This is a genomic window from Pedobacter sp. JCM 36344 (assembly GCF_046546555.1).
In the GTDB taxonomy this organism is placed as follows: domain Bacteria; phylum Bacteroidota; class Bacteroidia; order Sphingobacteriales; family Sphingobacteriaceae; genus Pedobacter.
Genome location: NZ_JBKHKK010000006.1, coordinates 144,558 through 165,778, shown reverse-complemented (window position 1 = coordinate 165,778; position 21,221 = coordinate 144,558). Strand labels below are relative to the sequence as shown.

Below are 21,221 nucleotides of genomic sequence, written 5' to 3'. Positions count from 1 at the left end.
AAGTCACAAAAATACATATTTTTGAATGATATCATAAGAACAATGGCGGAAGATCTAACCATAATAAATAGTGTAAGTAAAGAAGAGAAATACCAGAGTTTACTACCTCAAATCAAAGGTTTAATAACAGGTGAAACTGACCAGATAGCTAACTTAGCCAATATTTCAGCCGCTTTGAAGGAGCAGTTCAACTGGTTTTGGGTAGGCTTTTATCTTGTGAAGGGAGAGGAGTTGGTTTTAGGTCCTTTTCAAGGTCCGGTCGCCTGCACCAGAATTAAAAAAGGTAAAGGTGTTTGTGGGTCATCCTGGGAAAGATCTGAAGTTTTGATCGTACCAGATGTAGAAGAGTTTCCGGGCCACATTGCTTGTGCTGCCGCTTCAAGATCTGAGATTGTTCTTCCTTTGTATAACAAGGGGGAACTTATTGGAGTTCTTGATGTTGATAGTGAGCATCTTGCACATTTCGATGAAATAGACGCCACTTATCTCGGACAAATTCTTGATTTCTTAAATGGCTAAGTTATCATATTCCTATTATCAAAACATTGATGTGAATGCAGTCGCTGTTGATTTACTTGGTAAGTATCTTTTTACCTCAATTGATGGTGCTGTTACTGGGGGGATAATAGTTGAAACAGAAGCTTATAAGGGTGTTGAGGATAAGGCTTCTCATGCTTATGCCGGGCGCTTTACGAATAGAACACAGACCATGTATGAAGAGGGAGGACTGGCTTACGTTTATTTATGTTATGGAATCCATCATCTCTTTAATGTGGTAACGGGTCCAAAAGGAATTCCTCATGCGGTATTAATACGAGGGCTGGAGCCGGTTGAAGGCTTGGAACATATGCTTTCAAGAAGGGGGATGAGTATCCTGAAATCTAATATTACTGCCGGGCCTGGGGCATTGGCAAAGGCAATGGGTATCGATAAAAATCTTAATTCAGCTGATTTACAAGGTGATCTGATCTGGGTAGAAGACAGGGGATTGGGATTTAAGAACGAACAAATTGTTGCTTGTCCTCGGGTCGGCGTAGCTTATGCTGAGGACCATGCTTTACTGCCATGGCGTTATTTTGTAAAGGGAAATAGGTTTGTAAGCAAGCCAAATAAATACATTTGAAGAATGAATTTGGATAATGAATTGGAGTTAAATTTTGAGCGTACAATTGAATACGCAAAGCATATGGATCATGCAGATCCTTTAGGTGAACTGAGAAAGGATTTTTTGTTTCCTCAACAAAACGGAAGGCCTTTTATATATCTATGTGGCAACTCTTTAGGATTGCAACCTAAAGCCGCGTGTGAGGTAATAAATGTTCAATTGAAAAGCTGGGAGAATATGGCTGTTGAAGGTTGGTTCCAGGGGAATGCACCCTGGATGTTTTATCATAAAACGATCAAGGAAATGATAGCGCCGATTGTAGGTGCAAAGCCTTCTGAAGTTTGTCCGATGAATACTTTAACAGTGAATTTACATCTCCTGATGGTAAGCTTCTACAAGCCTTCAGGGAAACGTTACAAGATCATAATGGAGGCCGGCGCATTTCCATCAGATCAATATGCGGTAGAAAGTCAGGTCCGTTTTCATGGTATGGACCCTGCTGATGCCATTATTGAAGTTAGTCCAAGAGAAGGTGAATATACACTAAGAACTGAAGATGTAATCGCGCAGATATCAGAACATGGTGAGGAGATTGCGCTTGTTTTATTTGGTGGGATCAACTACTTTACCGGTCAGTGGTTTGATATGGAAGCTATAACCATCGCTGGTCATGCAGCTGGTGCAATAGTTGGATTCGACCTGGCTCATGCCGCGGGAAATGTTCCTATGCATTTACATGACTGGGGGGTTGATTTCGCTTGCTGGTGTTCATATAAATATCAGAACGCAGGTCCGGGGGGAATCAGCGCCATATTTGTACATGAAAAACATTTTGAAGAACGGTCACTAAACAGATTGTCTGGCTGGTGGGGATATAAGGAGTCTGAGCGTTTCAAGATGGAAAAAGGGTTCGTTCCGGAATACGGCGCGGATGGTTGGCAGGTAAGCTGCACTCAAGTCATTCCGATGGCACTGTATCACGCCTCCCTTTCTCTGTTTAAAAAAGCAGGTTATATGGAGCCATTGCGGAAGAAAAGTATTGCCTTGACTTCTTATCTCTTTTACACTATTAATCAGGTAAACCTAGCTCTGGGTGAAGAATATTATAAAATTATTACTCCCTTAAACAGTAGTGACAGGGGTGCACAGCTCTCTATGATTGCGAAGCAAGATGGTAAGGTTGTTTTTGAACACTTGGTAGCAAACAACGTGCTTGGCGATTGGCGCGAACCAAATGTTATCAGGCTAAGTCCTGTCCCTTTATACAATTCTTTTGAGGACATATATGTTGCTGGAAACCTACTTTTAGAAATAAGTAAAAAGCTTTTTAAATAATCGAAATTCATGATCAATTACAACCCTAAAGATTGGTTTACCTTTATATTTCATATCCATAAGGCTGACACCTTCAGGAAATTATGGCCTTTGATGTTAAGTGTTGCTGCTTTTTCCGGCCTTATTACCTTTGTGGAGCTCAATTACATAAAACTCGGCGAAAGCATGTATGTGAAGAACATAGGCATGATGCATAGTCTTTTAGGACTCGTTATCTCGCTTTTATTAGTTTTTCGGACCAACACATCCTATGATAGGTGGTGGGAAGGGCGCAAATTACTAGGTGCCTTGACAAATGTTAGCAGGAATCTGGCGATTAAGGTCAAGTCGCTGCGCCTTGATGAAAGTCACGTAGAGTTTTTCGAGTACGCGATACCTAAGTACGCCTTTGCGCTAAAGGAGCACCTGCGTGAAAAACAATATTTTGGTAAAAACAGTTTCTTGATTGAAGTAGATGGGGGTAAGCACATTCCCAATCAGGTTGCTGCCAGCCTATCATTAAGAGTTTATGATCTGCTGGCTGAAGGATTGATCAGTCAGGAACAGCTTTTAATAATATCAGCAGATATACAGCAGTTCACAGATATTTGTGGTGGTTGTGAGCGGATTAAGAAAACACCCATACCTTTTTCTTACAGCACTTTTATTAAAAAGTTTATATTCGTATATGTACTCACTCTGCCGATCGGCTGGGTGTTTAGTCTAGGTTATTTTTTAATTCCAATAGTGCCTTTCATTTTATATGTGTTGGCCAGCTTGGAGTTGATTGCAGAGGAAATTGAGGATCCTTTTGGCATGGATGCCAATGATTTGCCGGTAGACACAATTTGCGATAATATTGAGAAGCATGTAGGGGAGATATTAAGGTAATTATGATAAAGATTGCATGGGATCCCATTTATGCCCATCCTCTGCCGGAAGGCCATCGCTTTCCGATGGTTAAGTACGAACTTATTCCGGAGCAACTGCTTTATGAAGGAGCGATTAGTATTACAAACCTATTTTCTCCTAAGCCAGTAGCCGAAGCCAATATTCTATTGGCTCATGATGCGATGTATTGGGAGCAGTTGAGGGACTTGACGCTTCCAGCTAAGGAACAGCGACGTATTGGTTTTCCGCTATCTGCAAAGCTAGTAGAACGGGAACTTAGGATAGCTCAAGGTACGATTGATGGAGCTTTATATGCGCTCCAGTTTGGAATTGCTTTTAATGTAGCCGGTGGTACCCATCATGCGGGTAGTAATTGGGGAGAAGGTTTCTGCATGCTGAATGATCAGGCGATCGCTGCTAGCTACTTACTTAAGAAGGGGTTGGTGGGTAAGGTGTTAACCATAGATTTAGATGTATACCAGGGGAATGGTACGGCAGAGATCTTTGCTAATGAACCCAGGGTATTTACCTTCTCTATGCATGGGGAGAAAAATTTCCCTTTTAGAAAAGAAAACTCAGATTTGGACATTGGCTTGGAGGATGCGACAAATGACGGTATATTTTTAGGAATGCTTCGCAGGACCTTGCCTATTTTATTGGAGCAAGAACCTGATTTTGTTTTTTATCTTGCCGGCGTTGATGTTTTGAGCAGTGATAAACTAGGTAAGCTGTCTTTATCTAAAGCTGCTTGTAAAGAGCGGGACAGGCTGGTGTTGCAGTTCTGTAAAGACCACAGTTTGCCGGTACAGGTAAGTATGGGTGGAGGGTATTCTCCAGCGATCAAAGATATTGTTGATGCACATTGCAACACTTTTAAGGTAGGAATTGATATTTTTGACTGATTATGAAAATTGTGATAGCTGAAAAGCCTTCTGTGGCGCGTGAGCTGGCTAAGGTGTTTGGTGCGACTACAAAGAAGGACGGATATATTGAAGGTAAGGGATATTCTTTTACTTGGGCGTTCGGCCATTTGCTCCAGCTGGCACCACCTCAAGAATATGGTTACATAGGGTGGAGACGGCAGCATCTGCCGATGTTACCGCTTAAATTCAAGCTGGGAATACGGAAGATCAAAACCAAAGATGGATTGGTAGAAGATCCTGGTGTTCGTAAGCAGCTGGATATTATTAAGAGATTATTTGATGAGGCTACGGAGATTATTGTGGCAACCGATGCCGGGCGTGAAGGTGAACTCATTTTCCGCTACATATATTATTTCCTGAAATGTAAAAAACCTTTTAAGCGGTTATGGATTTCCTCTCAAACTGACGAAGCGATAAAGGAAGGCTTCAGAAATTTGAAGCCAGGCATAGACTATGATACGCTATTTAATTCTGCGCATTGTCGCTCAGAATCTGATTGGCTGGTTGGTATGAATGCTACTCAAGCCTTAAGTATCTCTGCAGGTTCCAGGTCTGTACTTTCTTTGGGAAGAGTGCAGACCCCTACTTTGGCAATGATCTGTTCTCGGTTTTTAGAGATTAAAAATTTTGTGCCACAGACCTTTTACCAATTGGCTATTCAGGTAGATAAGGGTGGTCAATTATTCAGGGCGATGTCTGTAAATAATTTTGATAAGAAAGAAGATGCTGAAAATACTTTTGCGAAAATTGAAGATTTAGAGTCTGGTTTTAGCAATGGTGCTCGGATAGCTGCAGTGGAAGCTAAACCACGAAAAGAGCCGCCACCGCTGTTACATGATTTAAGTAGTTTGCAGCAGGAAGCCAATAAGAAAAGAAGCTTAACGGCCGATCAGACTTTAAACATCCTGCAGGGATTATACGAAAGTAAACTAATTACTTATCCAAGAACTGGAAGCAGATATATTGGAGATGATGTATATGCTGGCGTTCCACTATTGATATCCAAACTTAGGGAGCATAATGAATTTGGAAAACACGCTGAGTTCTTAGCTACAGTATCTTTAAATAAAAGAAGTGTAAATGCAAAGAAGGTTACGGATCACCATGCAATTCTGCCCACCGGGGAATCTCCTTATCAATTGAGCGGGGATAAGAAAGCCATTTACGATATGATTGCCGGCCGTTTGTTGGAGGCTTTTCATCAAGAATGTGTGAAGGAAATAACCAAGATCACTGTAGAATCTGGATCTTTATTTGTCGCAAATGGTACAGTGATTCGCATTGCGGGATGGCGTTCAGTCTTTAATGATAAAGATGAGGAGAAAAAAGACGAGGAAAATCCATCTTTACCTAAGGTAAAAGTGAGAGAGGCATTGCCAATTGTCAAGAAGGCACTATTGGAAAAACAGACCAAACCAAAATCTTTATATAATGAGGCGTCACTGCTTAAGGCACTGGAAACTTCCGGAAAGGATATTGAGGATGAAGAGTTGCGTTATGCGATGAAAGATAGTGGTTTGGGTACGCCCGCAACCCGGGCAGCAATTATTGAGACCCTCATTAACAGGGCGTATGTGGTCCGGGAGAAGCGAAACCTTGTGCCTACAACCAAAGGCCTTGCGGTGTATGAGGTAGTTAAGGATAAAAAGATTGCGCAGGCAGAACTTACTGGTCAGTGGGAAAAGCGTTTGGAAGAAATCAGATCGGGTGCTTCCGTTGCAGATTTCAAAGCGGAGATTACTGAATACACCAAAACGATAACCAGTGAGCTGCTGTTGGCTGGTGTTGGAATGTTTCAGAGTTAAACAATATAGCCTAGGATGATGTTTATATTTGCATACCAATACCTATCAAAATGAAAACTGATCTTATAGAAATATTCCAGACCATTAGAGCATCATTGCAGCCTTATGCCACACTCGGTTTTGATAACCGTACCAATAGCGACACAGTTTATGATTTGTGGAGTAATAAAAATGTAGAGATAGCCGGAGCCGATAAAAATGAAGTTTTCTTTACTAGTGTATCAATAGAGGAACATCATATAACCATTCGTTTTTTTTCAAACGATCAGATTGACTATTTTAAAGATCTTGCTGAACATGGTCTTCGCAAATTATTAAATAAGGAAGGATATATTGAAATTGTTGAGTTGGATGATGCCTCGCTCTCCAAAATTGAGGAAGCAATAGCTGCAGCATTTAAAATTTTTAAAGATAAGGATTGGGTAGCATAATTCAATCCTGGCACAATGATCTTTTAACTGAGCTTAATTCAGTAGGACTTCATTATGAGATATTTGTACAGGCGCATTATAGCCTTGTATTATTAAAGGAGGGTGAGGTCGTTCTAAATTTGTTAAACTTGAACAACTCGAAAACACCGGAAGAAGTATTAAATCTACCAAATGTTTATAATCTGGAGAAGAAACAGCTTATTCATCTATGGGAAGACGTTTGGTCAACTAGAAAGGAACAAGTGCTATCCAGGTTAAAGGCAATAGCTGGACTTAATACCAGAATACATGCTCGGAAAACAGAAATAGTATCCCTGTCTCAACCGGAAGCTAATGTATTCTTGAATAAAAATCATTTACAGTTTTCTGTGGGCGCGAGACACAGGTATGGGTTGGTAGTCGATAATGGATTAGTTGCTGTCGCTTGCTTTAGTGGATTAAGAAAAATGCATAATGGCACTGCAGGTTACAGATCGGCGGAGTTAATTAGATTTGCTAACCTACATGGAATTACTGTGATCGGCGGGTTTACAAAATTATTGTCTCATTTTATAAAACGTCATCAACCAAATGATATTATGAGCTATGCAGATAGGGATTGGTCTAAGGGTTCAGCTTACGAGCGATCGGGATTTATTCTTGCAGGAATTACACCTCCAGCGATCATTTTAGTGAATAAAAATACATTAAGCAGAACTTTTGCTCATCGTATGAATGATTCCCAGTCCGAGGATCTTTACCTCAAAATTTTCAATACTGGGAACTTAAAATATATATTGGCTTGTGAGTAATATGAACCGGTTAATTATAATACTGGGGCCGACAGCTTCTGGAAAGACAAGGTTAGCTGTAAAATTGGCCTGTCAACTAGGTGCTGAGATAATAAGCGCCGATAGTCGGCAAGTGTTCAGGGATATGAATATTGGCACTGGAAAAGATCTGTCCGAATATATAATCGACGGACACAAAATACCTTTTCATTTGATTGATATCAAAGAAGCTGGAGAAAAATACAATGTCAATGAATTTAAAGAAGATTTTTTTAAAGTATTTAATAAGTTAAATAGCGAAGGAACGTTGCCGATACTCTGTGGTGGTACTGGGATGTATATTCACAGCTTATTACAAAATCAAGTATATACATCGATTCCTAATGATGAGGATTTGCGTATTAAAATTTGTAGTCTTGATATTGAGAAATTGAGAACAAAGCTTGCTTCCTACCCTGTAGAATTCACCAAACATGCAGATCTTTCCTCGCATAAGCGATTGATCAGAGCCATCGAAGTAGCAGAGTTCTTGCTCAATAATGACTTGCCTGTAGTCGACACGCCAATAATTAGGCCTCTTGTAATAGGATTGAACCCAGGGCTTACGTTACGAAGGTTCAATATCATAGCCAGGTTAGAAGCCCGTATTCAAGACGGATTAATTGATGAGGTAGAGGGTCTTGTAGCCAAGGGGTTAAGTAGGGAGATGCTTGACTATTATGGGTTAGAATACAGATTTGTGGGAGCGTATTTGAGGGGGGAATATAGTATAGCTGAACTAAAAGAGCGACTAAGTACTGCGATTTGTCAATTTGCAAAACGCCAGATGACCTTTTTTCGGAAGATGGAAAAGGATGGGGTTAAGATCAACTGGTTTGATCTAGATTTGGATGATAATGAGTTATATGACAATACGTTACAGTTAGCTGAAAGGTCGTTTTTAGTTTAAAAAATTAGCTTTAAGGTAAACCGAAATGCGGCTTTTGTTGGTTATGGCATACAATTTGTAATTTGACAGGTTATGCGGCAAATGCTTCATACAGACTTTAAACAAACGAAAATGAAATTATCTACAAAATTAATGGCTCCTGCAATAGCTGCGCTAGCCTTATTTTTCACCACTAACGTAAGTGCTCAGGATTCCCGTAAATTTGGAATAGGATTAAGCCTTGGCGTTCCTACAACAAATTTATATAATTTTGCTATTGGAGCAGATGCCAGGATGCAGTTTGATGTTACCAAGAGATTGTCGATTCCGGTAGCAGCAGGATATAATCACTACATCGCAAAAGACAATGTTCTTCCGGATTACGGATATATACCTGTTAAAACTGGTTTGAAATATTTCTTTGATCCTAGTGGATCGGGGCTGTATGCAATGGGTGAAGTAGGGGCTGCTTTTGGTGTTACCAGTAGAGCTAAAACTACTTTTCTATATGCACCGACCGTTGGATATTCCTGGAGTAATGGACTTGACCTAGGTGTTAGATACGAGAATACTGGAAAAGGTGTTGATATTGTTGGAGCTCCGCAAATGGGACAGGTAGCTCTACGTATCGCTTACGGGTTTAAATTATAAAAGCTAATCAACTTAAATGCCTTGGATGCATATTATGCGTTCAAGGCATTTTTTATTATCTATAATTATTTAGAGTATCTATATTAAAATATTTATTTCTTCTTTTTTAGAACCGAATGCAAGTTTGGTTCGTATGTCAGATTAAATAAATAGAAGATCAATTTAAAATCACAACTTATGAAAACTATTACTAAAATTCTTTCAATCGCTGCAGTAGCATTGACGATTGGTACAACTAGTGCAAGCGCACAATCTATGGAACGTACGACTGGGGTACGTCTTGGTTTCGGCTTGAATGGTGGTGTCGCTGAGAAAGGCTCTCCATTTGAATATGGCGTAGGCGCAGATGCTAGACTACAGTTCGATTTATCTAAAGAACTTTCAATTACAGCTACGGGTGGCTATACTCGCCTGATGGCAAAAGACAACATGGGTGATGATTATGATTTCATTCCAGCTAAGGGTGGTGTAAAAATCTTCCCAATCGGAAATATGTATACGATTGGAGAAATAGGTGCTGGATTCGGTATCAAAAATGGTTCTAAAACGTCACTGATTTTTGGTGGTGGTATCGGTTATGCCTGGAATGGTGGAGTAGATATCAGCGCTAGATATGAAGGATACAAACAAGACAGTTCATCTAGCACTTACAGACCTCAAAATGGCCAATTTGCGTTGCGTATAGCATACGGATTTAAATTATAACACTTAATTATCATATTTTATTTAAAGCCCCTGATTTTTCAGGGGCTTTTTTAGTTATTTAAATTTAAAATGGTAATTTAACCAAAAAACAGCTTGGCGGGCTTTACAACCAAATAAATAACTTTATTATGAAAAAAATATTCGCGGTATCTATTGTAATGATCCTGTTTTCGTGCACGAACTCTCAGCAAAAAAATGCAACAATAGTTAGTGACACTATTGCCGCCCCTAAAACTGAAGCAGGAACTGTTAAACTAGTTGATGCTAAAGTTCAAAATATCTTCAACGATTACATTTCCTTGAAGAATTCCCTGGTTGCTACTAAATATGAAGAAGCACAACAATCAGCCGGAAAGCTTAAGGTAAGTCTTGCTGACTATCCAGGTTGTGAGAATACTGCGCTAATTGCTGAGAAGATTTCAGTAGCAAAGGATATTGCAGATCAACGCAAGGAATTTACCTTGTTGAGTTCAGATGTTATTGCAATGTTTAAACATGCTGACATTAGTGCTGGCTCAATTTACATTCAACACTGCCCTATGGCAAATAAAGGTAATGGTGGAGATTGGTTATCCTCTGATAAAAAAATTCAGAATCCATATTATGGAGATGAAATGATGGAATGTGGGGCTGTTTTACAAACAATCAATTAGTAGATTTATTAAAAATTTAGAATATATATATGTCAGATATTGTAGAAATTAAGATTGATGGGAAAGTGTATGAGTTTCCTGTAGTAACAGGAACTGAGGGGGAGAAGGCCATCGATATTTCGAAATTAAGAGACTTAACCGGGCACATTACATTAGATTTTGGCTACAAAAATACGGGCTCAACAAAAAGTGCAATAACTTTCCTGGACGGAGAGAAAGGGATACTTAAATATAGAGGATATCCTATTGAAGAGCTTGCTGCTAAATCCACATTTTTAGAAGTCGCTTACCTTTTAATCTATGGAAATCTGCCAACGCAGAAAGAACTCGGCGACTTCCAATCGAAAATACGCACGCATACTTTGATTCATGAAGATATGAAGAAATTTCTTGATGGTTACCCATCGAAATCTCATCCAATGGCTCAATTGGCTTCGCTTGTATGTTCGCTATCTACCTTTTATCCAGAGTCTTTAATTGCAAATTCTTCGCCTGAAACTATGGATCTAACGATGATCAAGTTATTGGCTAAGTTCCCCACGATCGTTTCATTTATTTACAAGAAGTCGCTGGGTCATCCACTTGTTTATCCTAAAAACAAATATGATTATGTAAGTAATTTTCTCAATATGATCTTCGGACAACGTACTGAAGAAATCATAATCGATCCAGTAGTTGTAACCGCAATGAATACGTTGTTGATCCTTCATGCTGATCATGAGCAAAACTGCTCGGCATCAACAGTGAGGATGGTAGGATCTTCAGACTGTAACCTTTATGCTTCAGTTTCAGCAGGTATTGCGGCACTTTGGGGGCCGTTACACGGTGGTGCTAATCAGGCCGTCATTGAAATGTTGGAACTCATAAAAGAAGACGGTGGGGATACCGAGAAATGGATAAATAAGGCTAAGGATAAAAATGATCCATTTAGAATGATGGGCTTCGGTCACAGAGTATATAAAAACTTTGATCCTAGGGCAAAGATTATTAAAAAAGCATGCGACGATATCCTGGAGAAATTGGGTATTGATGATCCTATCTTGGGGATCGCTAAAAAACTCGAAGAAGCCGCTCTGAGTGATCCTTATTTTGTAGAACGTAAGTTATATCCTAACGTGGATTTCTATTCAGGTATTATATACAGAGCTTTAGGATTTCCTACGGACATGTTCACCGTACTATTTGCATTAGGTCGTCTGCCAGGTTGGATTGCTCAATGGAAAGAGATGCACGAAAATAAAGAGCCGATCGGTCGCCCAAGACAAATTTACACAGGTCATACAAATAGAGAATTTGTAGCTATAGAAAAACGTTAGTATTAAAATAAGTCCAACCAAAAAGCCCGATCATTTTAAATGATCGGGCTTTTTTAGTAGTTCATTGCTTTGATAGCCTCAACTTCTGCGCGGTTATGTTTGTATTTAAAGATGAATGGGAAAACTAATGCAAGAATTAAGGTATATGCTGAAAAGGTTAGCCATATGTTATGCCAATCTTTACTTTGATCTGCGAAAGTGAAAAAATTCTCAATAATTAATCCACTGGCGAAGCTACCAAAGAGCGCACCGAATCCATTCACCATCATCATGAATAATCCCTGAGCGCTTCCACGCATGGTTTGATCGATCTGTGTTTCTACGAATAAGGACCCTGAGATATTAAAGAAGTCGAACGCCATCCCATAAATAATGCAGGATAGTATAATCATCCATAAGCCTCCTGCCGGATCCGCGAAAGCAAATAGACCAAATCTTAATACCCAAGCTAGCATACTGAAGAGCATTACATACTTAATTCCAAATTTTCGAAGAAAGAAAGGGATTGCTAAAATGAACAGCGTTTCGGAAATCTGAGAGATAGACATTATAATTGCAGGATACTTTACAGCAAGAAGATTTTCGTAGGCCGGAATATTTTTAAAGTCATGCAAAAAGGTATCGCCATAGGCGTTAGTCAATTGCAATGCTGCACCGAGGAACATGGAGAAAAGGAAAAAAACAGCGAATTTTTTTTGCTTGAAAAGCGTAAAAGCCCTTAAGCCCAAGGCATCAACAAAAGTCTTTGTTTGGATCTTGTTTGCTAAAGGAGGGCACTTTGGCAAAGTAAATGAGTAGATTCCCAAGGCTAATGACACAGCAGAAGCAATATAGAATTGGTTAGAGGAAGCCTCATTTCCAGATAAGCTTACCACCCATAATGCAGCAATAAATCCGATAGTTCCCCAAATTCTAATTGGAGGATAATCTTTTACAACATCCTTATTGTCGTTTTTAAGTGCTGAATAAGCCACCGTTATTGACAATGAGAGCGTAGGCATGTAAAAGATCATGTTCAACAGAATAACCCAAAAGAAAGTTGTAGGATTGTCAACCAGAGGTAAGCAAAATAAAACAATTGCACCAAGAATGTGCATAGTTCCGTATAGTTTCTCTGCATTTATGAAGCGATCTGAGATGATTCCCGTAATTGCAGGCATGAATATCGAAGCAATACCCATTGTTGAGAAAATAACTCCAAATTCTGCGCCTGACCATTGTTTATTTTGGAACCAATAAACTCCAATTGTGATTAGCCATGAGCCCCAAATAAAGAATTGCATGAAATTCATTAGGGTCAGGCGAAACTTTACACTCATAATAATAGTCTAGTTTGATTTTAGCAAGTAAGGACTGAATATAGTACTATTTCGAATAAAAATCTTACTCGGATTTATTTCTTTTATTTATCTCATCACGTATCCTTGCAGCTTTTTCATATGCTTCTTCCGTGATTGCATTCAGAAGTTTCTGCTGAAGTTCTTCAGTGCTCAGTTCATTATAACCTGATGATGGGATAGAAGTTGTAATATCTTCAGAACCTTGCTCTTTGGGGATGTTATCTATGTTCTCAAGAAATAATAGGTCGTTACCTTCAATTACAATTCCTGCGGAGGAGAGGATAAATTCGTAGGTGTATATTGCAGCTTTAAAACGAACCGCTAACGCAATGGCATCTGACGTTCTTGCATCAATTTCTTTTATATTTTTTCCATCGCTACAGATCAATTTTGCGAAAAATACCCCCTCAACCAAGTTATAAATCAGTACTTCCTGAATTTGTATTTCGTAAGTTTCCGCTAAAGTTTTAAAAAGATCATGGGTTAATGGTCTGGATGGAGTCATTTGCTCAATCTCTATCGCGATAGCCTGAGCTTCAAATGCACCAATGATGATTGGCAAGCGCCTTCTACCGTTCACTTCGCCAAGTACTAAAGCGTAAGCGCCAGATTGAGTTTGGCTGTAAGATAAGCCTACAATGTCAAGTTTTACTTTTTTCATATTGAGATGAGCCGCTGCTCAAAGAGGTTTTGAACAGCGACTAATATTACCCTTTGTGGGATTTTAATGCTTCGATTAACTTAGGGACAACTTCGAATGCGTCTCCAACAATACCATAATCAGCTACTTTGAAAAATGGAGCCTCCGGGTCTTTATTGATTACAACAATGACTTTTGAGGAGCTCACTCCAGCTAAATGTTGTATTGCGCCGGAAATACCTATTGCGATATATAGATTGGGACTGATAGCGATTCCAGTCTGACCAACATGTTCAGAGTGAGGCCTCCAATCTGCATCGGAAACTGGCTTTGAACATGCTGTGGCTGCGCCAAGAAGATTTGCAAGCTCTTCGATCATTCCCCAGTTTTCAGGGCCTTTTAAACCACGTCCAGCAGATACTACTAATTCTGCATCTGGTAAAGACACTTTGTTTGTCGCTCTAACAATCTCTTTAACAATGGCATTAAAATCTGTTGATTTGACCGTCGGAGAAAAAATCTCTATACTAGCATCAGTCGCATTTTCTTTTACGCCAAAAGCATTAGGATTCAATGCTATGACTTTATTTTCAGATAATAGTTCGGTGATTGCAAATGCCTTACCAGAGAAAGCTGTTTTTTTAACCAGGAATTTGCCTCCTTCTAGATTAGGGAGCTCAACGGCGCCATCAATTAATCCAGCTTGAAGTTTAACTGCAACCCTTGGAGCAAGACCTTTTCCTGTAAATGAATTTGACAACACAACAATATTTGCGGACTCGGCTTTGGCGGCTTCTGCGATAATGGATGCATAGGCCTGATTTATGAAATCTTTTAACTGCTCATTGGAAACACTCAGTACTTTTGATGCTCCATAGTTTCCTAAGGATTTTAATTCTGAGTCTTCAACATTCCCTATGGAAACAGCAGTTAAATTGGTGTTTTGGTGATCTGCAATGGCTTTTGCGTAAGAAACTGCTTCAAATACAGATTTCTTGAATTTACCATCGACTTGTTCTACATATACTAAAACTGACATACGGTCTCTTTAAAGATTTGAAATAGATGATGTTAAATAACTTTTGCTTCCTGATGAAGAAGGTCAATCAATTTTGAAGGATCTTCTGATGGAATTAATTTGACTGCTCCACGGGGAGGGGGAGTTTCAAACTGTTGAACTTTCGCTACCTCAGCAATATCTTTCGCCTCAATAATCTGCAAGGGTTTAGTTCTAGCAGACATAATCCCTCTCATATTAGGGATTTTTGGATCTGCTGTACCTTCAGCGCAACTCGCTACGAACTTACCAGTAACAGAAATCACCTCTTTACCACCTTCTATCTCCCTATCAATTGTAGCGGTTGACCCATCATATTCAAGTTTTTTGATGATAGAAATAGAGGGGATATCCAAAAACTCACCAATCATTGCCGCTACTTGAGAGCCATTGTAATCAATGGATTCACGTCCGCATAATATCATGTCAAAATCTTGAGTTTTCGCATATTCAGCAATTTGGTAAGCGACATAGTAGGCATCCCTTGGGGCAGCATTGATTCTCACTGCATCATCTGCTCCAATAGCCAATGCCTTTCTTATTGTAGGGTCCGTTTGACTTTCACCCACATTAATGACAGTTACTGTCCCTTTGCCGCCTTCACATAATTCGATTGCTTTAGATAGCGCAATTTCGTCATAGGGATTTACTATAAATTGTACACCGGTAGTATTGAATTGTGTATTATTGTTGGTAAAAGTTATTTTTGTCGTTGTGTCGGGAACATTACTGATACAAACTAATATCTTCATACGTTTAATATTTATATAAAAGGTTATTCATAGGTTAGGTGCCTTCAAGACTCCGATGCCTTTATGCAAATCTAGTTAAAAAAGCAGGGATAAAAAATGCAAAGTACCCGATTGGCCAAGTTATTGGAATTTTTAGATAGTGATCCAAATGATCCTTTCATATTGTATGCACTTGCTACCGAATACAATTCTTTAAATGATGTTGAGGAGGCTTTTTCCTATTATTTAAAGCTGGTTGCTGTCCATCCGGATTATGTTGGAACCTATTACCATCTGGGTAAGCTTTACGAAAAAAATAATAATCCAGAGGCAGCAATCGAAGTATATCAAAAGGGTATGATTGCAGCGAGAACCAAACATGATATGCACGCGTTTTCAGAACTGCAGGCTGCTTTTAACTCTGCCTCAGGATTAGATTACGAAGACGATTAATTTGTATGTTGAACAAAAAACAGCTGCTGTTTTTGAGGGATGTATGTTTTTTTACATTTACTGCCTTTGGGGGTGCACAAGCTCATTTGTCCCTGTTATTAAGGTATTTTGTTAAAACCAATCGTTATATCTCCGAAGAACAACTATTAGAGATAAATGCCTTGGCCCAAGTGTTGCCCGGACCTGCTTCTACGCAAACCCTTGTTGGTATAGCATATAAGGTTGGTGGATTGAAACTTTCCTTAATTACTTTTTTAATTTGGATACTTCCCTCCGCTGCCGTTATGACTTTCGCAGCAATTAGTTACGCAAGATTTGACCAAAAGCAAAAGTTTGCAGAAATATTAGAATATATTCAGCCAATTGCACTTGGTATTGTAGCATATGGAGGTTATACACTTGCCAGGAGGGTGTTAGCTTCACAGGTCAGTGTCTTTCTTGCCTTAGCTGCTACCATCTGCACGTTAGTTCTACGAAATGCCTATGTTTTTCCATTAGCTATCTTGATTGGCGGAATGGTATCCTCTGCTCTGGATACTCCAAAAGAAGAAAGCGAAATACGAGTTAAGCTGTTTTCAAACATCAATAGGAGAAAGCTAATCTATTTTATTGGCGTACTCCTGCTATTAGCGTTATTAGGCGCAGTTATCAACAGGACATCGCCGTTTAGCTTACCTATTAGGCTTTTCGAAAACTTTTACCGTAATGGTATTTTTGTTTTTGGAGGGGGACAAGTTTTGGTGCCTTTAATGTTTACTGAGTTTGTACAGATGAAACAATACTTGCATGCTTCAGGCTTTCTATCTGGATTTGCACTCCAACAAGCACTACCTGGCCCTACATTCTCATTCACCAGCTACATTGGAGCCTTAAGTATGAAAAACTTTGGATATGGGCTAGGTGGACAAATATTAGGTGGTGCCGTAGCTGTTATTGGTATTAATTTGCCGGGTTTAATTCTAGTTTTATTGATCGTGCCTTTCTGGGATGATTTAAAGAAAATTGCACGAATTAAGCATTCTTTATCTGGGATCAATGCTGTCAGTGTTGGTTTTATTATAGCTGCATTTATCTTACTTTTAATTCCTATCGGTCTGGATATTATGGCCATCGGAATACTTCTAAGTACATTCTTAATCTTAAATTTCACAAAAGTCAGCCCCACCGTTTTGGTGATAGTTGGTATTCTGCTAGGCTGCTTTATATAATGTTTATTTAAAACGGAGCATCTTCGTCATGCATATCATCCATCCTTGACGGTTTTATGATAACATTCCCTGATGGCCTGTCGAAGTTTTGAGAAGGGCTCATCCCAGCACCTGCATTATCCATAGAAAAAGAGGTAGGGGCAGCGAAGTTATCTTCGAGGTCTGTAAACTTAACATATTTGCCAATAAAGCGTAACGGTACAATTCCAGTTTCACCGTTACGGTGTTTCGCAATGATAACTTCGCCGATACCTGCTTGTGATCTGCCTTGCTCATCCTCAGTAATTCCGTAATACTCCGGTCTGTATAAAAATAGAACCATATCAGCATCCTGTTCAATGGATCCTGATTCACGTAAATCTGATAGCATTGGTCTTTTACCATTGGCACCAGGTCTGCTTTCTACAGCACGACTTAACTGAGAAAGTGCCAATACAGGAACATTTAACTCCTTGGCTACAGATTTCAAAGCCCTTGATATACTACCAATTTCTTGTTCCCTGTTACCGCCACCACTTTGTCCTTCGCCCTTACCATGCATTAATTGTAAATAATCGACGATGATGAGTTGCAAATCGTATTGTGATTTAAGCCTACGGCATTTGGCTCTAAACTCGAAAATATTGAGTGCAGGGGTATCGTCAATTAGTAAGGGTGCTTCAGTTAACGTACCTATTTTACTGTGCAACTGTTGCCATTCCCACTCTGCCAGGTTTCCTTTTCTAATTTTCTCTTGTTCAATTTCTGTTTCACCAGATATCAAACGATTGACTAATTGTACAGAAGACATTTCCAGAGAGAAAACCACTACGGGCCTTTTAAAATCTACAGCAGCGTTCCGTGCACAAGTAAGCACAAAAGCCGTTTTACCCATTGCTGGTCTTGCAGCAATAATCACAAGATCTGAAGGTTGCCATCCACCGGTAATTCTGTCAAGATCAGTAAACCCTGAAGGTACACCGGTCAGTCCGTCGCTCTTTCCTCTCAATTCTTCGAGGGTCGCCAAAGACTGTTTGATGATCTCATCCATCTTCTGCGTATCCCTTCTTAAATTGTTTTGCGCGATGTCAAACAGGTTTTTTTCGGCGTGATCTAATAGGTCAAAGATATCGGTAGTATCTTCGTAGGCACTTTGAATGATCTCAGATGAAATTCTGATAAGCTCTCTCTGAATATATTTTTGAGATATAATCCTTGCATGGTACTCAATATTCGCTGCGGAAGCAACTCGATTGGTCAAGTTAGTGATATAATAAGCACCACCAACTATTTCCAATAACCCTAATGTTCTGAGTTCTGCGGTTACTGTTAGGATATCAACAGGTTTAGATTTTTGAAAAAGGCCCTGTATGGCTTCAAATATCTTTTTGTGCGCCTCATGATAAAAAACATCAGGTTTCAAAATATCTATAACGGTAGACAGTGCATCTTTTTCCAACATCAAAGCACCAAGCACAGCCTCTTCAAGATCAATAGCCTGAGGAGGTATTTTACCCAATGTATTCATTGAATTTGCTAACCTGCTTTTTCTTGCAGTAAAGTTTGTTCTTTCCTGGCCTTGTGATCCACTATCGATACTCATAGACACAAAAATAGACAAAAATTAAGTCCTGCTTAAAACTGTTTATACACATTCGCCAGCCGATATTTAGATTGTTTTAACAAGGCGCGAAACATTTTACAGAATTTATTAACAGCGAAATGTTGATAAGGCATTTGATTACCAAAAAGAAATAGATATTAAACTTGATGTATAAACTTGATGTATAAACATGATTTACAATTTAAACGATTGTAACTGATCAGTTACTAAAGTTGATAGCGTTTGTAATAAGTTTAATATTGGTCTTTGTTATATTATGTTTTTGCGCCAAACCAGTCCAATGTGCTAAAGAACTTTTCGTTTGGTCGATAATTTCATCTATCAGCTTCTTGGTTAACTTTGATCCCCGTCCAAGTTTCACTAAATGGCTGGTTTTAGGATCTCTGCCTTCACCCATGACCATTGTGCTTTGTTCTCCGCTCGGGCCGCTCGAAAAAGTAAGATCATAGCCAGGTGCTAGTTTCCATTCGCCGGTTTCATCCAATAGAAAACTGAAGTTTTTAGCGTGATCATCTCGATTATGTGATAATACATTGAAAACAGCGAGGCGATACATTTTTTCGACTTCACGAATATCCTTGGTTAGGGCAGCAGTTAGATTGAGCAAATCTTCATAATCCATGGATGGAGTTCTGAAATCGCTATGCAATAAGCCACTCGCAGTATGCATATGTAACCGTTTATTACCATCTCTGTCAAATCGTTTTACGCCAAAATAACCAGCGCCCTTGTGTGATGAGAATAAGTGTGCTTCTGGCATGATCACGCCTGCTGACTTAGCCATTAAAGCATAGACATACTCAACTGCGCCGGCATCATAACCGTCCATTGCATTTGGAAATTTGACCAGCCAGGGTTCTAATCCTTCGTTAAGTTTCTTTGCGCCAAAGGTGATCTGCTTACGGTTATGATTTACAGCAATAAGAGCTTTCGGACAAGCACATGCGGATGATCCGTTCAAAGCCAATAACTCTTTAAGGATTTCTTCTGAACTACCTTGTAATACTTCTTCTGTCTGTGAGGCCAGATTATCGAGATCTAGAAATTCCTGGCTATTTGAAGGACTGTTGTCGGGTTCATAAACCAATGCCTCCATGCCATATAAGCCGACATGCGCCAAGCGATCCAACGGAGATTGGCTGGGAGGCAAGATACTTTGCGATCTTAGCAGTCGATCAAAAAGCAATCGCCCCCAGCCATCGGGTACACTATCGTTGAACACACCCGAGAGTCCTTCAAACGGACGTTGAGGTAATTCAATGACGCCTTTTTGCAATGGCAAGCGGACTGGAGATATTTCTATGCCCTTTTGAACGAATGCATTGGCATATTCAAAATAAATAATGTGGTCGCGTATGGCCAGTCGCCCTACAGCCTGAATTTCTGAACCAAAGTCTAGGCCAACCCTCAATTCTGTTATTGGTTGTGTCATTTCTTGCGCACTCTTTTTCTGGAAAAGGTATCTGTAGTTTTCAATACCTCATCTATTGACGTAAAAGTAGGCTTTGATGGTTTCAATACCTCGATTATTTCTTCTATGCCACCAGTAACCATCAAGAGCTTCAAAAAGGATCATATGGAAATTACACCTTTCTGCTCAAATTTGCGCAGTGTTGCAAGAGATACCCCCGAGCGCTCTGCCAAACCTTCCTGGGTTAACTCCATGGATAGTCGTCTGGCTCGAATACTTTCAGCTATTTTTAACTGAGCTTTCGATAAAGATATAAGTGATATCATTGTAGTAGTAATCTTTTTAATGTAACCAATTCTAATACTATTGTATTATTAAAATAGTCATTTGAATTATAATAAAGCTAACTTTTTCTCAACCATTACAAACCGGCTCCTCATACCATTTCAATGAGGCATAATCAAAACGACCAATACTTGAATAACAGGACTATACAGTTTCCAATTACTTCTAACGGTTTATAGTCACCAGGAGTTGCTACCTCGGATTTATACATGTTAATCATTCCACCGAAAGTTTCCTTCCGAGCATAAGCGGATATATTCATTCATCTTCAGTTTAAGTGACCATTAAACAAAAACGAAGGTATTTATGTAACCCATTATCATTATTCCGCCGTTTTTTGATTGTGGATTAGATAAGTATTTGATAAGAAATTTTGATCTGTAATTAACGAACTGCTATTTGTCATTGTAATGGCCTCTTGCAGAAAGTATATCTACTGTGATTATTTCATCATTAATTGAATAAACAAGACGATGTTTATCTGTGATTTTTCTAGCATATAATCCTTCAAGGTCATATTTTTTTAATTGAGGTTTACCTCGGCCAGTTTTAGGATGCTCTGCAAGCTCCTCAATAAGTAAACGGGCCTTTTTGTATGCTTGCGGTTCGGATTTTTTTAATGACTTCAGGTCTTGCTGTGCCTTCTGTGAGAATATGACAGTATACATTGATTAAAGGCTCTCAAAAAAATTATTTAAATCCTCCTTTGTTTTAAGAACAATGCTTTTACCATCTATAATCTCTTGCTGAGACTCTTTTATTCTTGCAATCATTTCCGACGTAAAGTACAAATCATCTGCTGATACCGGAGTGAGTACGTATGCTTGTTTGCTTCCTCTCTTTATCACAATCTTTTGCCCACTGTCAGCCATATCAAAAAAATCTTTTTGACGTTCTCTAAATTGCCTGCTAGTTGTTTCTATTATTCCTTTCATTGCGTA

General features: G+C 39.2%; 24 protein-coding genes. 15 read left to right on the top strand and 9 right to left on the bottom strand.

Annotation, left to right across the window (positions count from 1 at the left end):
* Window positions 1-42: 42 nt before the first annotated feature.
* From ACHFIZ_RS07915 to ACHFIZ_RS07855, 13 genes are all read left to right on the top strand, one after another.
* Window positions 43-519 carry a GAF domain-containing protein gene (locus ACHFIZ_RS07915; RefSeq protein WP_410884674.1) on the top strand — a complete coding sequence of 159 codons (477 nt, stop codon included), beginning with the start codon at window positions 43-45 and terminating at the stop codon, window positions 517-519.
* A complete protein-coding gene (locus ACHFIZ_RS07910) occupies window positions 512-1,123 on the top strand; it encodes a DNA-3-methyladenine glycosylase (RefSeq protein WP_410884583.1) in 612 nt (203 codons plus the stop codon). The genes ACHFIZ_RS07915 and ACHFIZ_RS07910 overlap by 8 nt, the downstream gene beginning before the upstream one ends.
* 3 nt (window positions 1,124-1,126) lie before the next feature.
* Complete coding sequence (kynU, locus tag ACHFIZ_RS07905; protein WP_410884581.1) at window positions 1,127-2,440, top strand: kynureninase; 1,314 nt, start codon at window positions 1,127-1,129, stop codon at window positions 2,438-2,440.
* 9 nt (window positions 2,441-2,449) lie between these two features.
* Window positions 2,450-3,310 (top strand): bestrophin family protein, encoded by an 861-nt coding sequence (locus ACHFIZ_RS07900; protein ID WP_410884579.1) that lies wholly within the window; start codon window positions 2,450-2,452, stop codon window positions 3,308-3,310.
* A 2-nt stretch (window positions 3,311-3,312) separates the two neighbouring features.
* Complete coding sequence (locus ACHFIZ_RS07895) at window positions 3,313-4,212, top strand: histone deacetylase (protein ID WP_410884577.1); 900 nt, start codon at window positions 3,313-3,315, stop codon at window positions 4,210-4,212.
* 2 nt (window positions 4,213-4,214) lie between these two features.
* Window positions 4,215-6,038 carry a DNA topoisomerase III gene (gene topB, locus ACHFIZ_RS07890; RefSeq protein WP_410884575.1) on the top strand — a complete coding sequence of 608 codons (1,824 nt, stop codon included), beginning with the start codon at window positions 4,215-4,217 and terminating at the stop codon, window positions 6,036-6,038.
* A 50-nt stretch (window positions 6,039-6,088) separates the two neighbouring features.
* On the top strand, window positions 6,089-6,469 hold the full coding sequence (locus ACHFIZ_RS07885) for a hypothetical protein (RefSeq protein WP_410884573.1): 381 nt from the start codon (window positions 6,089-6,091) through the stop codon (window positions 6,467-6,469).
* Window positions 6,457-7,260 (top strand): hypothetical protein, encoded by an 804-nt coding sequence (locus ACHFIZ_RS07880; protein ID WP_410884571.1) that lies wholly within the window; start codon window positions 6,457-6,459, stop codon window positions 7,258-7,260. Before ACHFIZ_RS07885 ends, ACHFIZ_RS07880 begins: the two co-directional genes overlap by 13 nt.
* A 1-nt stretch (window position 7,261) precedes the next feature.
* Window positions 7,262-8,188 carry a tRNA (adenosine(37)-N6)-dimethylallyltransferase MiaA gene (miaA, locus tag ACHFIZ_RS07875; protein WP_410884569.1) on the top strand — a complete coding sequence of 309 codons (927 nt, stop codon included), beginning with the start codon at window positions 7,262-7,264 and terminating at the stop codon, window positions 8,186-8,188.
* A 111-nt stretch (window positions 8,189-8,299) separates the two neighbouring features.
* A complete protein-coding gene (locus tag ACHFIZ_RS07870; protein WP_410884567.1) occupies window positions 8,300-8,818 on the top strand; it encodes a hypothetical protein in 519 nt (172 codons plus the stop codon).
* A 177-nt stretch (window positions 8,819-8,995) separates the two neighbouring features.
* Window positions 8,996-9,523 (top strand): hypothetical protein, encoded by a 528-nt coding sequence (locus ACHFIZ_RS07865; protein ID WP_410884565.1) that lies wholly within the window; start codon window positions 8,996-8,998, stop codon window positions 9,521-9,523.
* Between the two features lie 128 nt (window positions 9,524-9,651).
* A complete protein-coding gene (locus ACHFIZ_RS07860; protein WP_410884563.1) occupies window positions 9,652-10,176 on the top strand; it encodes a DUF3347 domain-containing protein in 525 nt (174 codons plus the stop codon).
* Between the two features lie 29 nt (window positions 10,177-10,205).
* Window positions 10,206-11,492 carry a citrate synthase gene (locus ACHFIZ_RS07855; RefSeq protein ID WP_410884561.1) on the top strand — a complete coding sequence of 429 codons (1,287 nt, stop codon included), beginning with the start codon at window positions 10,206-10,208 and terminating at the stop codon, window positions 11,490-11,492.
* A gap of 53 nt (window positions 11,493-11,545) precedes the next feature.
* On the opposite strand, the gene ACHFIZ_RS07850 is transcribed toward ACHFIZ_RS07855, so the two are convergent.
* From ACHFIZ_RS07850 to ACHFIZ_RS07835, 4 genes are all read right to left on the bottom strand, one after another.
* Entirely contained in the window at window positions 11,546-12,811 is a 1,266-nt protein-coding gene (locus ACHFIZ_RS07850; protein ID WP_410884559.1) for a nucleoside permease, read from the bottom strand.
* A 64-nt stretch (window positions 12,812-12,875) separates the two neighbouring features.
* Window positions 12,876-13,493 (bottom strand): bifunctional nuclease domain-containing protein, encoded by a 618-nt coding sequence (locus ACHFIZ_RS07845; RefSeq protein ID WP_410884557.1) that lies wholly within the window; start codon window positions 13,491-13,493, stop codon window positions 12,876-12,878.
* A 46-nt stretch (window positions 13,494-13,539) separates the two neighbouring features.
* Window positions 13,540-14,511 (bottom strand): electron transfer flavoprotein subunit alpha/FixB family protein, encoded by a 972-nt coding sequence (locus ACHFIZ_RS07840; protein WP_410884555.1) that lies wholly within the window; start codon window positions 14,509-14,511, stop codon window positions 13,540-13,542.
* 32 nt (window positions 14,512-14,543) lie between these two features.
* Window positions 14,544-15,281, bottom strand: a complete 738-nt coding sequence (locus ACHFIZ_RS07835; RefSeq protein WP_410884553.1) for an electron transfer flavoprotein subunit beta/FixA family protein — start codon at window positions 15,279-15,281, stop codon at window positions 14,544-14,546.
* Window positions 15,282-15,377: 96 nt separating this feature from the next.
* Between ACHFIZ_RS07835 and ACHFIZ_RS07830 the strand changes: the two genes are divergently transcribed.
* Both ACHFIZ_RS07830 and chrA read left to right on the top strand, forming a co-directional pair.
* Entirely contained in the window at window positions 15,378-15,713 is a 336-nt protein-coding gene (locus ACHFIZ_RS07830; RefSeq protein WP_410884551.1) for a tetratricopeptide repeat protein, read from the top strand.
* A gap of 5 nt (window positions 15,714-15,718) precedes the next feature.
* Window positions 15,719-16,921, top strand: a complete 1,203-nt coding sequence (gene chrA / locus ACHFIZ_RS07825; protein WP_410884549.1) for a chromate efflux transporter — start codon at window positions 15,719-15,721, stop codon at window positions 16,919-16,921.
* 7 nt (window positions 16,922-16,928) lie between these two features.
* Here the strand turns inward: chrA and dnaB are convergent, their stop codons facing one another.
* From dnaB to ACHFIZ_RS07800, 5 genes are all read right to left on the bottom strand, one after another.
* Window positions 16,929-18,503, bottom strand: coding sequence for a replicative DNA helicase (dnaB, locus tag ACHFIZ_RS07820; RefSeq protein ID WP_410884547.1), 1,575 nt, complete (start codon window positions 18,501-18,503; stop codon window positions 16,929-16,931).
* Between the two features lie 220 nt (window positions 18,504-18,723).
* Window positions 18,724-19,956, bottom strand: a complete 1,233-nt coding sequence (locus ACHFIZ_RS07815) for a type II toxin-antitoxin system HipA family toxin (protein WP_410884545.1) — start codon at window positions 19,954-19,956, stop codon at window positions 18,724-18,726.
* Between the two features lie 140 nt (window positions 19,957-20,096).
* Window positions 20,097-20,189, bottom strand: coding sequence for a hypothetical protein (locus ACHFIZ_RS07810; RefSeq protein ID WP_410884672.1), 93 nt, complete (start codon window positions 20,187-20,189; stop codon window positions 20,097-20,099).
* 486 nt (window positions 20,190-20,675) lie between these two features.
* On the bottom strand, window positions 20,676-20,948 hold the full coding sequence (locus ACHFIZ_RS07805) for a Txe/YoeB family addiction module toxin (protein WP_410884543.1): 273 nt from the start codon (window positions 20,946-20,948) through the stop codon (window positions 20,676-20,678).
* Between the two features lie 3 nt (window positions 20,949-20,951).
* Entirely contained in the window at window positions 20,952-21,215 is a 264-nt protein-coding gene (locus ACHFIZ_RS07800; protein WP_410884541.1) for a hypothetical protein, read from the bottom strand.
* Window positions 21,216-21,221: the final 6 nt, after the last annotated feature.

Bases quoted from the DNA above. Each gene is read 5' to 3' on its own strand.
- ACHFIZ_RS07800 (WP_410884541.1), bottom strand. From the start codon at position 21,215: ATGAAAGGAATAATAGAAACAACTAGCAGGCAATTTAGAGAACGTCAA.
- chrA (WP_410884549.1), top strand. From the start codon at position 15,719: ATGTTGAACAAAAAACAGCTGCTGTTTTTGAGGGATGTATGTTTTTTT.
- ACHFIZ_RS07910 (WP_410884583.1), top strand. From the start codon at position 512: ATGGCTAAGTTATCATATTCCTATTATCAAAACATTGATGTGAATGCA.
- kynU (WP_410884581.1), top strand. From the start codon at position 1,127: ATGAATTTGGATAATGAATTGGAGTTAAATTTTGAGCGTACAATTGAA.
- ACHFIZ_RS07870 (WP_410884567.1), top strand. From the start codon at position 8,300: ATGAAATTATCTACAAAATTAATGGCTCCTGCAATAGCTGCGCTAGCC.
- ACHFIZ_RS07830 (WP_410884551.1), top strand. From the start codon at position 15,378: ATGCAAAGTACCCGATTGGCCAAGTTATTGGAATTTTTAGATAGTGAT.
- topB (WP_410884575.1), top strand. From the start codon at position 4,215: ATGAAAATTGTGATAGCTGAAAAGCCTTCTGTGGCGCGTGAGCTGGCT.
- ACHFIZ_RS07915 (WP_410884674.1), top strand. From the start codon at position 43: ATGGCGGAAGATCTAACCATAATAAATAGTGTAAGTAAAGAAGAGAAA.
- miaA (WP_410884569.1), top strand. From the start codon at position 7,262: ATGAACCGGTTAATTATAATACTGGGGCCGACAGCTTCTGGAAAGACA.
- ACHFIZ_RS07855 (WP_410884561.1), top strand. From the start codon at position 10,206: ATGTCAGATATTGTAGAAATTAAGATTGATGGGAAAGTGTATGAGTTT.
- ACHFIZ_RS07845 (WP_410884557.1), bottom strand. From the start codon at position 13,493: ATGAAAAAAGTAAAACTTGACATTGTAGGCTTATCTTACAGCCAAACT.
- ACHFIZ_RS07900 (WP_410884579.1), top strand. From the start codon at position 2,450: ATGATCAATTACAACCCTAAAGATTGGTTTACCTTTATATTTCATATC.
- ACHFIZ_RS07865 (WP_410884565.1), top strand. From the start codon at position 8,996: ATGAAAACTATTACTAAAATTCTTTCAATCGCTGCAGTAGCATTGACG.
- ACHFIZ_RS07815 (WP_410884545.1), bottom strand. From the start codon at position 19,956: ATGACACAACCAATAACAGAATTGAGGGTTGGCCTAGACTTTGGTTCA.
- dnaB (WP_410884547.1), bottom strand. From the start codon at position 18,503: ATGAGTATCGATAGTGGATCACAAGGCCAGGAAAGAACAAACTTTACT.
- ACHFIZ_RS07810 (WP_410884672.1), bottom strand. From the start codon at position 20,189: ATGGAGTTAACCCAGGAAGGTTTGGCAGAGCGCTCGGGGGTATCTCTT.
- ACHFIZ_RS07850 (WP_410884559.1), bottom strand. From the start codon at position 12,811: ATGAGTGTAAAGTTTCGCCTGACCCTAATGAATTTCATGCAATTCTTT.
- ACHFIZ_RS07835 (WP_410884553.1), bottom strand. From the start codon at position 15,281: ATGAAGATATTAGTTTGTATCAGTAATGTTCCCGACACAACGACAAAA.
- ACHFIZ_RS07885 (WP_410884573.1), top strand. From the start codon at position 6,089: ATGAAAACTGATCTTATAGAAATATTCCAGACCATTAGAGCATCATTG.
- ACHFIZ_RS07860 (WP_410884563.1), top strand. From the start codon at position 9,652: ATGAAAAAAATATTCGCGGTATCTATTGTAATGATCCTGTTTTCGTGC.
- ACHFIZ_RS07895 (WP_410884577.1), top strand. From the start codon at position 3,313: ATGATAAAGATTGCATGGGATCCCATTTATGCCCATCCTCTGCCGGAA.
- ACHFIZ_RS07805 (WP_410884543.1), bottom strand. From the start codon at position 20,948: ATGTATACTGTCATATTCTCACAGAAGGCACAGCAAGACCTGAAGTCA.
- ACHFIZ_RS07840 (WP_410884555.1), bottom strand. From the start codon at position 14,511: ATGTCAGTTTTAGTATATGTAGAACAAGTCGATGGTAAATTCAAGAAA.